The following is a 12917-nucleotide window of genomic DNA, read 5'->3' as shown; positions in this document are numbered from 1 at the left end:
GGCTTGGATGATGTGGCTGTGGCAAAAGGCCCGGAAAAAGCCCGCAAATGACCAATAAGGTATTGGTTCGATGCCTTTTTAGGGACTCAGCACCCACTTTTGGACCCTTGTGCAGGCGATCGATAATAGCCGCTTTCCACCCTTAGTGGACAACGTGACCCATGGCATCAAAGTGAGCAAACGCACACTCGTTTCGAGATTGGTCGAAATATACCTTGACCAGCAAGATCACCGGCGATATTTCGATTGTCATGGAAATGACTTCAACTGCTGCCGTCGAGGCGCTTGGCGCCCTTGCGCAGGAGCATCGCCTAGCACTGTTTCGCTTACTGGTTCAGGCCGGCGATGACGGTATGCCCGCGGGCGCCATTGCCGAGACGCTCGGCGTCCCCAACTCGTCCCTGTCGTTCCATCTGGCGCACCTTACGCGCGCAGAGCTGATTCAGCAGCGGCGGCAGGGACGCTCGCTCATCTACACAGCCGACTATGCAGCGATGAACGCGCTGGTCGGCTACCTCATGGAGAATTGCTGCGGCGGTGCGGCCTGCGCGCCGGCGGCACAATGCGGCGAGGATGCCGCGCAGCCTCAGGAAAGGATTTCCGCATGAAGCGTCTGCATGTCCACGTCGGCGTCACCGATCTGAGCACGTCCATCGGGTTCTACTCGACCCTGTTTGCGGCGGAGCCGACCGTGACGAAGGATGATTATGCCAAGTGGATGCTGGAGGACCCCCGCGTCAATTTCGCGATCTCCTCGGGCAACCACGCTGCCAAAGGCATCGAGCATCTCGGTATTCAGGTCGAAAGCGGCGAGGAACTGACCGAGGTCTACGATCGGCTCAGGGCAGCCGATCGTCCCGTCCTGGAGGAAGGCGCGACCACCTGTTGCTACGCCAAGTCGGAAAAGAGCTGGATTGCCGATCCGGACGGCATCGTCTGGGAAGCGTTTCTAACCAGTGGTGAGGCCACAGTGTACGGCGATAGCCCCGCGCTGGCGGCTCTTTCCGCCAATGCCGCCGAGGACGCATGCTGCGCTCCGGCTATGCCGGCGCCGACCGCGAGCTGCTGCGGATGAGCGTCACGATCTACCACAACCCGGCCTGTGGAACATCCCGCAACACCCTGGCGCTGGTCCGCGCAACGGGGCTCGAGCCCGAGGTGATTCACTATTTGGACACCCCGCCAAGCCGGGAAGAACTGGCCTCGCTCATTCAGCGCATGGGCATCACTCCGCGCGACCTGCTTCGGCAGAAAGGAACACCCTACGCGGAGCTTGGTCTGGGCGACCTCTCGCTCACCGACAAACAACTCATCGACGCGATGATGGAGCATCCAATCCTGATCAACCGCCCGATCGTGGTGGGTCCGAAGGGGACAAGGCTCTGCCGGCCGTCCGAAGAAGTCCTTTCGGTCCTCGATCGGACACTCGACGCGGATTTCGTGAAGGAAGACGGCGAAGTGGTGCCAGCAAATGGCTGATGCGGAGGCGGGGACACGGCCCGCAATGTCGTCTTTCGAGCGCTATCTGTCCGTTTGGGTGCTGCTGTGCATTGCGGTGGGTATCGGGCTCGGGGCAGCGATTCCCGGCGCCTTCGCGGCGATAGCCGCCGCCGAGATCGCCCGGGTCAACCTGCCCGTAGCGGTGCTGATCTGGCTGATGATCATCCCGATGCTGCTCAAGATCGATTTCGGGGCGCTTGGATCGGTTCGTCAGCATTGGAAAGGCGTCGGAATCACCCTGTTTATCAATTGGGGAGTGAAGCCGTTCTCGATGGCGGCGCTGGGCACCTTCTTCATCGGCTGGCTCTTCGCTCCGCTCCTGCCCGCAGGCGAGATATCCTCCTATATCGCCGGCCTCATTATCCTGGCCGCCGCGCCGTGCACGGCGATGGTCTTCGTCTGGTCAAATCTTTGCGAAGGGGAGCCCAATTACACGCTCAGCCAGGTCGCGCTGAACGATCTCATCATGGTGTTCGCCTTCGCGCCCATTGTCGGGCTGCTGCTGGGCGTGGCCTCGATAACCGTGCCCTGGGACACGCTGATGCTCTCGGTTGTGCTCTACATCTTGATCCCGGTGGTGATCGCGCAGCTGATGCGCAGCCGAGTGCTGGCAACGGGCGGCCAGCTTGCGCTCGACAGATTGCTTGGTGTGCTTGGGCCGCTCTCGCTCGTCTCACTGCTGACGACGCTTGTCTTGCTGTTCGGCTTCCAGGGTGAGCAGATCCTGGCCCAGCCGCTGGTCATCGTGCTCCTCGCCGTGCCGATCCTGATCCAAGTCTATTTCAACGCCGGGCTGGCCTACTGGCTGAGCCGGAAGTTCGGTGTGGCCTGGTGCGTCGCCGCCCCGGCGGCGCTGATTGGCGCTTCGAACTTCTTCGAACTCGCCGTCGCCGCCGCCATTTCGCTATTCGGCATCAACTCGGGCGCAGCCCTTGCCACGGTCGTCGGAGTGCTGGTGGAGGTGCCGGTGATGCTCTCCGTGGTCGCTATCGTGAAGCGGTCGCGCGGCTGGTACGAACGGCAGGAAGCGCGCGCCTAGGCCTGCTGCTGACATTCTTTCGGCCGCTAAACATCGGCGTGGTAGTTCGGTAAAAAAGCATACGCTAGCACTGCAGTCGCTCTGCGAGCGCATCCAGCATCCAGGACGCCGCCGGCCCTGGTCGGCTATCTTTCCGCCACAACGCGTGAAGCACATATTCCAGCGGCGGATTCTCCGGCAGATCGAGTTTGACCAGCCGACCCTGGCTGATCTCGTCGGACACAACGTGAAGGGGCATGTTGCCCCAGCCCACACCTTCCAGAAGCAAGGCGTGCTTTGCGCCCAGATCGGCAAGCCGCCAGGTTCGCGGACTGATGACCGAAAACTCCTTTCCTTCGGTCAGCTTCGAGCGGTCGGTCAGCACGAGCTGGAGGTGGCGGCGGGCTTCACCCGGCGGCACCCGCTCGAGCCGTGCCAGTGGGTGGCCAGGCGAAGCCACCGGCACAAGTGCAACGCTGCCGATCACGGCGCGTTGAAGCTCCGGCAGATCGGTGATGTCCGGCCCAGCCACTGCCAAATCGGCTCGCTGATCGAGCACGAGCGCGGCGACGGCCCCCAGCGCCTCCACGTGAAGGCGCAAGTCCACGGTCGGAAAGGTCGTCTGGAAATCATGGAGCACGGCCGCGATGGTGGCGCTCGGCACCATCACGTCGACCGCCAGCGCAAGCTCGGTCTCAAGCCCCTGCCGGACGCTGCGCGCTCGCGCCATCATCCCGTCGACCTCATCGATGACCGCCCGCGCGTCCGCGAGCAGCGCGCGCCCAGCATCGGTCAGTTGGGGACGCCGTGAGCCTTCACGATCGAACACCTTCACGCCAAGCTGAAGCTCCAGTGCCGCGATGCCGTAACTGACCACCGATAGAGCGCGGCCCAGCTTCTTGGCGGCCTGATTGAAGCTGCCGTGTTCAGCTACCGCGAGGAAAATCCTGAGCTGGTCGACAGTCGGGCTTCCAACGTCCATTGTTCGACTTTCCTGATCATTTCGAACCACTTTATCCCGCTTATCCTGAATGGCCGCAAGGCCCATATCGGCTCAACAGGACATTCAGGAGAATGACGATGATAGAAGTTCGACCGTTTGCGGGTCTCGGCGCCGCCGATCATGGCTGGCTCGACGCCCGCCACCACTTCGCGTTCGCCGACTACCACGATCCTGCGCGGACCAACTGGGGTCAGCTGCGGGTCTGGAACGACGACACCATCGCGCCCCGGTCCGGCTTTCCGCCGCACCCCCACCGCGACATGGAAATCATCACCTATGTCCGGAAGGGCGCGATCACCCACCAGGACAGCCTGGGCAACACCGGCCGGACTGAAGCCGGCGACGTGCAGGTGATGTCGGCCGGCAGCGGCGTGACGCATTCGGAATACAACCACGAGGATGAGGCCACGCAGATGTTCCAGATATGGATCATCCCCGATGAACGCGGAGGCCAGCCCAGCTGGGGCGCACGGCCCTTTCCGAAGGATGATCGGGACGGCCAGTTCGTAACCCTCGCATCCGGCATTGAGGAAGACAGCGACAGCTTGCCGATCAGGGCGCAGGCCCGCGTGCTCGGCTCCACTATCAAGGCGGGCGAAACCGTGACGTACGAGGCAGCGCCCCACCGGCACCTGTACCTTGTGCCGGCGACCGGAAAGGTTCGCATCGGCGAGGTGGAGGTCAACGCGCGTGATGGCGCCGCTATCACCGGGCTCGAGCGGATCGAGATGACCGCGCTCGAAGACAGTGAATTGGTTCTGGTCGACGCACGCTGACGTTTTGGCGTGATGCTCGGCCCGCCGGTGGGTGGAGGTCCCCCCTCCCGCTTCCGCTCACTGGCACCCATCTCAAATCAGGAGAAATCCAAATGACCCAGACCCGTAAAGTAGCCGTGATCGTCGGCAGCCTCCGCAAGGATTCGCTCAACCGCAAGGCAGCGCACGCGCTGGCCGGGCTTGCGCCGGACGGCGTCGAACTCGAAATCGTCGAGATCGGCGAGCTGCCGCTCTACGACGAAGATGTCGAGGCAGGCGGCGCCCCGGCCCCGTGGGAGCGCTTCCGATCCCAGGTCAAGGCAAGCGATGCCGTGCTGTTCGTCACGCCGGAATACAACCGCTCGGTCCCCGGCGCGCTCAAGAACGCCATCGACGTCGGATCGCGACCCTACGGCGCCAGCGTGTTTGCCGGAAAGCCGGCGGCGGTGATGAGCCTGTCGCAAGGAGCGGTGGGCGGCTTTGGCGCCAACCATCACTTGCGCCAGTCGCTGGTGTTCCTCGACATGCCGGTCCTACAGCAGCCGGAGGCGTATATCGGCGGCGCCGGCACGCTGTTCGACGACCAAGGCGATCTCGCCGCGAATGACACCGAGGCCTTCTTCCAGACCTTCATCAACGCGTTCGCCGCATGGATCGATCGCAATGTCAGCCGTGAGGAGACGTCACATGGATAAGAGCGACAGGTGGGACTTGGCCTGGTTTTCGGCCGCCTTGGTTAGTCTGTCGGTGTTGATGGCGGTGGTCACCCTGGGAGTCGGCCAATGAACAGGATGCCCGCCCTGTTCATCGGCCATGGCAGCCCCATGAACACGCTTGAGCTCAACGGATACACGCAGGCCTGGCGCGCGCTGGGCGAGCGATTGCCGCGCCCGCGCGCCATCCTGGTCGTATCGGCTCACTGGTACATCGGGGCGACCGCGGTGACCGCCATGGCCCGGCCACGCACGATCCACGACTTCTTCGGCTTTCCCCAGCCGCTGTTCGACTTTCAATACCCCGCCAGGGGAGACCCCGATGTCGCGCAGGAAGTCGTCGAGGCGATCAAGCCGGAGTGGGTGGGGCTGGACCAGGAAGAGTGGGGCCTCGATCACGGAACCTGGAGTGTTCTGGCGCACCTCTATCCCAAGGCGGACGTCCCGGTTCTACAGCTGTCGATCAACGCCTCGCAGCCGTTCTCCTATCACCTCGAGCTTGGCGCACGGCTGAATACTCTGCGCGATAAGGGTGTGCTCATCCTGTCGAGCGGCAACGTCGTCCATAACCTTAGGCTGGTGCAATGGAATCAGCCCACCGCAGGAGCCGATTGGGCACAGCGGTTCGACGAGGCCGTACGCGCCCAGATGGCCGACGATCCGTCTGACATTCTGAAGCTAGGCGAGCATCCTGATTTTGCGAAGGCCGTGCCGACACCCGACCACTACCTTCCGCTGCTTTATACCGCCGGCCTGGCAGCTGCGGAAGGCAGGTCCCAGTCCTTCATCGAGGGATATTCGCTGGGGTCACTGTCAATGACGAGCTACAACGTCGGCCCAGATCTGGACCTGCCAGCCTTTGCTGACGGTGCGGCCGATCTTCCCGTTGACGTGCCACCCGATCAGACCAACATGTGATTACCCAGCTTTCATCGCGCGCCAACCATCGAGGTATTTTCAGCCATTTGCTTGTTATGAAAGGTCCAAAGAAACGCGGCTCCAGCAACATCTCCATCCCTGTTCAACCACCACTGGCGGATCCGCTTGACCCTGACATGATGTCAGACACCATAAGGTCGCGCATACCGATTCGTTCTGAAGGAGCCGGACATGCACGAGAACCATCATCACCACGACTGCACGCATAGTTCGCGCGCGGCCCCGCAGGGCGGACACGAGCACGGGATGACGACTGACCCCGTCTGCGGCATGAAGGTGGATAGCCGAACCAGCCCTCACCGGTTCGAGCTCGACGGAAAACCCTACTGGTTCTGCAGTGCGAGTTGTCTGGCAAAGTTCAGCGCCAATCCGGAGGGCTACCTTTCCGGCGCGGCTTCGGGAGCTACGAAGGCCGATCTGTCGGACGTGCCCGCCGGCACGATCTGGACCTGCCCCATGCATCTCCAAATCCGCCAGGACGGTCCCGGCACCTGCCCCATCTGCGGCATGGCGTTGGAGCCCCTCGAGCCGACGCTGGAGGAAGGCCCGAACCCCGAACTCATAGACATGACGCGGCGCTTCTGGGTGAGCGCCGCGTTCAGCGTCCCGCTTGTCGTTCTGGTCGTCCTGATGGAGCTAGTCGGCTGGGAAGTAATGCCCATACGTATGTCCCAATGGGTGCAGCTGGTGCTCGCGGCGCCGGTCGTCCTGTGGGGCGGCTGGCCGTTCTTCGAGCGGTTCTGGCAGTCGCTGCGAACCCGCAACCTCAATATGTTCACGCTGATCGGGCTCGGCGTCGGGGTCGCGTTCGGCTACAGCGTGGTCGCGACCGTCGCGCCACAGATTTTTCCTCCAGCGCTCCGGACGATGGGCGGCATGGTGCCGGTCTATTTCGAGGCCGCGGCCGTCATCACCACGCTCGTGCTGCTCGGTCAGGTTCTCGAGCTGCGCGCGCGCTCCGCCACCGGAAAGGCGATCCGCGCCTTGCTCGGCCTGGCTCCCAAGACAGCCCGAAAGGTCAACTCCGACGGTAACGACGAGGACGTCGAGCTGGACCTCGTCCAGGTCGGCGATCTTTTGCGCATCCGACCCGGCGAGAAGGTGCCGGTCGACGGCATCGTGGTCGAGGGCAGGAGCTCGATCGATGAGTCGATGATCAGCGGCGAGCCCGTTCCGGTCGAGAAGGGGGAAGGCGACCGGGTCACCGGCGCCACGGTGAATGGTACCGGCGGTCTGGTCATGCGTGCCGATCGCGTGGGACGCGATACCATGCTCTCGCAGATCGTCCGCATGGTGGCCGACGCGCAGCGTTCGCGTGCACCGATCCAGGCGCTTGCGGACAGGGTCTCCGGCTGGTTCGTCCCGGGTGTGGTCCTGATCGCCATCGCTACCTTCATCGTCTGGAATTTCATCGGACCCGAGCCGCGCGCCGCGCACGCCCTGGTCAATGCGGTGGCGGTCCTCATCATCGCGTGTCCCTGTGCGCTGGGTCTGGCGACGCCGATGTCGATCATGGTGGGAACCGGCCGGGGGGCGACATCCGGAGTACTGGTCAAGAACGCCGAAGCGCTCGAACTTACCGAAAGGATCGATACGCTGGTCGTCGACAAGACCGGCACCCTGACGGTCGGCAAGCCGAAGCTGGTCAAAATCCAGCCGGCGGATGGCTTCGACGAGAACGAGGTCCTCCGCCTCGCCGCGGCGCTGGAGCGCGGCAGCGAGCATCCACTGGCTGCGGCGATCGTCGAAGGTGCACAGAACCGGGGGATCGTATTGCCGGAGAGCGCCGATTTTGCCTCGGTAACGGGCAAGGGCGTGACCGGCCAGGTGGATGGCCGCCGGGTCGCGTTGGGCAACGCTGCGCTCCTTGAAACGGTCGGAGCGGACATCAGCCCGCTCGAAAGCCAGGCGGACCAGCATCGTTCAGAAGGCGAGGGCGTCATGTTCGTCGCTATCGACGGGAGGCTGGCCGGCATCGTGGTGGTGGCAGATCCGATCAAGGACAGCGCTGCCGAGGCCGTCGCGGAGCTCCGCCAGAGCGGCATCCACGTCGTGATGATGACTGGCGACAATCGCCGGACGGCCGAAGCGGTCGCCCGCCGGGTCGGGATCGACGAGGTGATGGCCGATGTCCTTCCGCAGCAGAAGCAGGCGAAGGTGGAGGAGCTTCGTCGCGCAGGGCGGCGTGTGGCAATGGCGGGGGATGGCATCAACGACGCTCCTGCTCTCGCAGCCGCCGATGTCGGCGTTGCGATGGGCACGGGCACCGACGTGGCGATGGAAAGCGCGGCGATCACCCTGGTGCAGGGCGATCTGCGGGGCATCGTCCGCGCCCGCAAGCTCAGCCGCGCGACCATGGCGAATATCCGGCAGAACCTGTTCTTCTCGTTCGTGTTCAACGCCGCCGGCGTGCCCATCGCGGCCGGGGTTCTGTACCCGTGGTTCGGCGTCCTACTGAGTCCGATCATCGCAGGTGCGGCGATGGCGTTCAGTTCGGTGGCGGTCATCGGCAATTCGCTGCGCTTGCGGAGCATCCCCTTGTGAAGATCGGCGAAGCTTCCAGCGCGTCCGGCGTGAGCCAGCGGATGATCCGGCATTACGAGAAGGTGGGCTTGATCACTGCTGCCCCAAGGAGGGATTCGGGATACCGGGACTATGATCGGACAGACGTTCACACACTCGCTTTCATCGGACGGGCGCGCGATCTCGGCTTCGGTATCGAGGAAATACGGCAGCTGCTGGGACTCTGGCAGGATCGCAGCCGCGCCAGTGCCGAAGTCAAGGCACTTGCTCTCGCCCGTGCGGCCGAATTGAAGGCCAAGTCTCGGCAGCTGGATTCGATGCGTCGATCGCTCGAGCGCCTCGCCGCCGAGTGTCACGGCGACCAAATGCCCGATTGCCCCATCCTCGATGACCTTGAGTCCGTGGGATGATGCGGGCGCATAAGGGCGAACGCGGGAAGCACGCGCGTACCTTCGACCTCACAAGAAAATTGACCCCTGCTCCGCCCGAGCCTAGGACAAATGCCTGATGCTCCGTCGTCTCCATCTCATCCTGGCAGCGCTGGCCATGCTGGTCGCCCCTCTGGCGATGCAGTCGGGCATGGCCATGGCGGCGATGCCTATGGATCATCGTGAGATGGCGAAGTCAGGGCATTGCGGCGACGAGGATTCCGGCAGCGAAGACCAGCCCGGCGCGATGACACAGTGCTGTGTCGCGATGTGCTCGGCCGTGGCGCCGCTCGGCGCTGCCTCGCTCGAGCTGGTCATGTATCACGCGCCCTTGCTCTTCGGTTTGCCTTCAACCGAACACCGCGCGTTCCTGGCAAAGCTCCCAACTCCCCCTCCCAAACTTGCGTGAAATCGCCCTTTTCGATTTTACGGAGTTTAGGATCATGAACAAATTGATGACTGCGGTCGCGCTGGCGATCGCTCTTCCGGGCGTCGCGCACGCCCAGGCTACTCCCGCGGAGAAGCCGAAGATGGAATGCTGCGAGAAGATGAAGGACAAGTGCGCTTGCTGCGACAAGATGGCGGCCAAGCCCGCCAGCGGCACGGACGCGCCTTCGTCGGACCCGCATGCAGGCCATGACATGACGCCTGCGGCCCCGGCCGACGGGCACGCCCAGCACTAGGCACGATTGACTGCCGGCAGGGGCCCGCTCCCGCCGGCAGGCGATCGTCTTCACGCCAGTGAGCCAAGGAATCTTCGATGAATGAACTCGTCCTCGGACGGCGTGCGCTGCTGCGCGCCGCCGCCGTATCCGGCGCAGGTTTCGGCCTCGCGCAGGCTCTGCCCGCCTGGGCTCAGCCACTCTCGAAAGGCCTGGTGCGCCCGCTGCCGACAGTCAGCGGCAACGACATTGCGCTCACCATCGGCCAGGTCAGCGTCGAGGTCGACGGCAAGGTCAGCCGCGCGATCGGCATCAATGGCACCGTGCCCGGCCCACTGATTCGCCTCAAGGAAGGCCAGCGCGTTCGCCTGCGCGTGCAGAACACGCTCGATGAGGACAGTTCGATCCACTGGCACGGACTCCTCGTGCCGTTCGAGATGGACGGCGTTCCAGGCGTGAGCTTCCCTGGCATCACGCCGCGCTCGACCTTCGACTACGAGTTCGATCTCAGCCACGCCGGAACCTACTGGTATCACAGCCACAGCGCCTACCAGGAGGAGGATGGCGTCTACGGCCCGATCGTGATCGATCCGGCCGGGCCCGATCCGGTCCCCTACGACCGCGAGCATGTGCTGGTTCTCTCGGACCACAGCCCGCTCGCCGGTGCGACGATCTACCGCAAGCTCAAGCAGATGGGCGGGCCCTATTTCAACCGCCAGCGGATGACGTTGTCGGGCCTGATGGCCGGCAAAGACCTTACCGCGCGGGAGCGCTGGGAATGGGCGCAAATGCGGATGGACGCGGCAGACATCGCGGACGTCACCGGCTCGACCTACGCATTCACCATCAACGGGTTCGGACCTTACGACAACTGGACCGGCCTGTTCACGCCGGGTGAGCGGGTACGGCTGCGGGTCATCAACGCCTCGGCGCAGACGACCTTCAACATCCGCATCCCCGGCCTCCCGATGACGGTCGTGCAGGCTGACGGCCTCAATGTGCGGCCCGTGACCGTCGACGAATTCCAGATCGGCACGGCGGAAACCTACGACGTCGTCGTTTCGCCCGGGGACCGCGCCTACAGTTTCGTCAGCGAGGCGAGCGACCGGTCGGGCCTGGGCCGCGCGACCCTTGCGCCGCGCGAGGGCATGAGCGCGCCGGTTCCGCCGCTCCGCCCGCGCCCGCTTCTCACCATGAAGGACATGGGCATGGGCGACATGGACCACGCCGGGATGGGGCATGGCGGTATGGGGTCCGGGTCAGCGAACCCTGCTAAGACGCGCGGCGTCGATCCGACTGCCCAACAGAACGCCTCCGGCGAGTTGTGGAAGCTGACCGGCTGGAAAGAGACAGGCGCCGTCGTTGCAACGGCAGCGGCGGCTGGCATGGCGGGTATGGATCACGCAGCGATGGGGCATGGCTCCGCTGCGGCATCTCCGGCGGCAGCACCCATGGATCACGCCGCGATGGGACATACGGCCCCTGCAGCCGCCGGCCAGGCAGCTGCGCCAATGGACCACGGCTCGATGAGCATGCGGGACTTCGCAAACGCGCCGGGGGTCGACAAGAACCCGGGCGTGCAGACGATCTCGCCGATGCCGGTCGACCGCATGGGCGATCCAGGAACGGGTCTGGAAGACGTCGGCCACCGCGTGCTGAATTACCGCGATCTCATGGCGCTCGAGCGCAATCCCGACGTGCGCGCGCCATCCCGTCAACTCGACATCCACCTGACCGGCAACATGGAACGCTACATGTGGTCGTTCGACGGGGTGAAGCTGAGCGAGCCGGCCGAGCCGATCCCGTTCCGTCACAACGAGCGTGTGCGAGTGCGGCTCGTCAACGACACGATGATGCAGCACCCGATCCATCTGCACGGCCACTTCTTTGAGCTGGTGACGGGGCATGGCGCCTGGTCGCCGCGCAAGCACACGGTGAACGTGCAGCCGGGCGGGACGGCGACCTTCGACGTCACCCTCGATGCGCAGGGCGACTGGGCGTTCCACTGTCACAACCTCTACCACATGACCGCCGGGATGATGCGTGTCGTCACCGTGCGTCCCGACAAGGGAGACGCGTAAGATGACCTCGCTCACCACCGTTTCACTGCTCGCTGTGGCGACCTTGGTCAGCGTGCCCGCAGTCGCGCAAGGGCAGGCTCAACCGGCCCAGACTTCCGCCACAACCGCCAGCACGGCCTGTGCACCAGAGCATGCTGCGATGGGGCATTGCAAGCTACCGGCAAACCAAGCGCCTGTGGCCACGCCGCGGCCGGTGCCGCAAGCGCAGTCGGCCTGTCTGCCCGAACATGCTGCGATGGGACATTGCACGCTTCCCGCCACCTCCCCATCAGCGAAGCTGCAGCCTGGGTCGCCAGTTCAATACAACTGCCTGCCGGAACACGCCGCAATGGGGCATTGCACGGCCCCGACAGCACAGACCACGCTCCCGGCTGCAACGGCGCCCCAGCCTCAACCCGCCTGTCTCCCGGAACACGCGGCGATGGGTCATTGTACGCTTCCGGCACCGCAGCCCGCCCCGCAGACCGCGTGTCTCCCGGAGCATGCAGCTATGGGGCACTGCACCCTGGCTGCAACCATGGCCGCCGAGGGAACGAACCTGCCAGCCAGCTCGGGGTCAGCCCCGCCCGTGCCCGCCGATTACGCTGCGGACGCAATCTACGGTCCGTCCGCGATGGCGATGGGGCGGCACCACCTGTCGCTTCATCATGGTGGCCAGAACTTCTCCATGGTGATGGTGAATATCGCCGAGGCCAAGATTCGTAACGGTCGCGACGCCTACGAATGGGGCGGCGAGGCCTGGTATGGCGGGGACATCAATCGGCTGGTCGTCAAAACGGAGGGCGAAGGCGAGTTTGGCGGCGGCCTGGAATCCGCCGAGGTCCAGGCACTCTACAGCCGCGCCATCGGGCCCTACTTCGACCTCCAGGCGGGTGTCCGCTATGATTTCGAGCCCGACCCATCGCGCGTTTACGCCGCGGTCGGGTTCGAGGGGCTCGCACCGGGCTTCTTCGATGTCGAGGGCGCACTGTTCCTGTCGGACCGGGGCGAGCTGATGGGACGGCTGGAGGGCTATTACGACCAGCGCATCACCCAGAAGTTGATCCTGCAGCCACGGGCCGAGCTCAATTTCGCGGCTCAGAGCAGCCAGGACATTGGTGTCGGCGCGGGCCTGACCGATGCAGAGATCGGCGTCCGGCTGCGCTACGACATCGCGCGCGAATTCGCTCCTTACGTGGGCGTCCAATACGAGCGGGCGTTCGGCAGGACGCGTGATTTCCTGCGGGACGAAGGCGAATCGCCCGGAGGCTTCAGCTTCCTGGCGGGCATTCGCTTCTGGTTCTGAGGGGAGAAGA

Annotated in this window: 14 protein-coding genes; 13 read left to right on the top strand and 1 reads right to left on the bottom strand. The window is 64.3% G+C overall.

The window, feature by feature from the left end:
* Positions 1-257 precede the first annotated feature (257 nt).
* The 4 genes from E0504_RS02840 to arsB are packed head-to-tail and all read left to right on the top strand — an operon-like array spanning position 258 to position 2539.
* On the top strand, positions 258-608 hold the full coding sequence (locus E0504_RS02840) for a metalloregulator ArsR/SmtB family transcription factor (protein WP_207912167.1): 351 nt from the start codon (positions 258-260) through the stop codon (positions 606-608).
* Complete coding sequence (locus E0504_RS02835; RefSeq protein WP_131621763.1) at positions 605-1075, top strand: ArsI/CadI family heavy metal resistance metalloenzyme; 471 nt, start codon at positions 605-607, stop codon at positions 1073-1075. The genes E0504_RS02840 and E0504_RS02835 overlap by 4 nt, the downstream gene beginning before the upstream one ends.
* Entirely contained in the window at positions 1072-1479 is a 408-nt protein-coding gene (gene arsC, locus E0504_RS02830) for an arsenate reductase (glutaredoxin) (protein ID WP_131621936.1), read from the top strand. The genes E0504_RS02835 and arsC overlap by 4 nt, the downstream gene beginning before the upstream one ends.
* Positions 1472-2539, top strand: a complete 1068-nt coding sequence (gene arsB / locus E0504_RS02825) for an ACR3 family arsenite efflux transporter (protein WP_131621761.1) — start codon at positions 1472-1474, stop codon at positions 2537-2539. The genes arsC and arsB overlap by 8 nt, the downstream gene beginning before the upstream one ends.
* Positions 2540-2603: 64 nt before the next feature.
* On the opposite strand, the gene E0504_RS02820 is transcribed toward arsB, so the two are convergent.
* Positions 2604-3500 (bottom strand): LysR family transcriptional regulator, encoded by an 897-nt coding sequence (locus tag E0504_RS02820; RefSeq protein WP_131621759.1) that lies wholly within the window; start codon positions 3498-3500, stop codon positions 2604-2606.
* 98 nt (positions 3501-3598) lie between these two features.
* Between E0504_RS02820 and E0504_RS02815 the strand changes: the two genes are divergently transcribed.
* The 9 genes from E0504_RS02815 to E0504_RS51170 all read left to right on the top strand — a co-directional run bounded on the left by E0504_RS02815 (position 3599) and on the right by E0504_RS51170 (position 12907).
* Positions 3599-4297, top strand: coding sequence for a pirin family protein (locus E0504_RS02815; RefSeq protein WP_131621757.1), 699 nt, complete (start codon positions 3599-3601; stop codon positions 4295-4297).
* 92 nt (positions 4298-4389) lie between these two features.
* Positions 4390-4971: an NADPH-dependent FMN reductase gene (locus tag E0504_RS02810; protein WP_131621755.1), complete on the top strand. Its 582-nt coding sequence runs from the start codon at positions 4390-4392 to the stop codon at positions 4969-4971.
* Positions 4972-5058: 87 nt separating this feature from the next.
* Complete coding sequence (gene ygiD / locus E0504_RS02805) at positions 5059-5907, top strand: 4,5-DOPA dioxygenase extradiol (protein WP_131621753.1); 849 nt, start codon at positions 5059-5061, stop codon at positions 5905-5907.
* Between the two features lie 192 nt (positions 5908-6099).
* Complete coding sequence (locus E0504_RS02800; protein WP_131621751.1) at positions 6100-8472, top strand: heavy metal translocating P-type ATPase; 2373 nt, start codon at positions 6100-6102, stop codon at positions 8470-8472.
* Positions 8469-8861, top strand: coding sequence for a Cu(I)-responsive transcriptional regulator (gene cueR / locus E0504_RS02795; protein ID WP_131621749.1), 393 nt, complete (start codon positions 8469-8471; stop codon positions 8859-8861). The genes E0504_RS02800 and cueR overlap by 4 nt, the downstream gene beginning before the upstream one ends.
* A 97-nt stretch (positions 8862-8958) precedes the next feature.
* Positions 8959-9288, top strand: a complete 330-nt coding sequence (locus tag E0504_RS02790; RefSeq protein WP_131621747.1) for a hypothetical protein — start codon at positions 8959-8961, stop codon at positions 9286-9288.
* Positions 9289-9322: 34 nt separating this feature from the next.
* Entirely contained in the window at positions 9323-9562 is a 240-nt protein-coding gene (locus tag E0504_RS02785) for a hypothetical protein (protein WP_131621745.1), read from the top strand.
* 77 nt (positions 9563-9639) lie between these two features.
* Complete coding sequence (locus E0504_RS02780; RefSeq protein WP_131621743.1) at positions 9640-11622, top strand: copper resistance system multicopper oxidase; 1983 nt, start codon at positions 9640-9642, stop codon at positions 11620-11622.
* Positions 11623-12190: 568 nt separating this feature from the next.
* Positions 12191-12907, top strand: a complete 717-nt coding sequence (locus E0504_RS51170; RefSeq protein ID WP_207912131.1) for a copper resistance protein B — start codon at positions 12191-12193, stop codon at positions 12905-12907.
* Positions 12908-12917 lie beyond the last annotated feature (10 nt).

Source organism: Parafrankia sp. BMG5.11, from assembly GCF_004337455.1.
The sequence above is the reverse complement of the archived record's forward strand: the minus strand, read 5'-3'. Positions and strand labels throughout refer to the sequence as shown.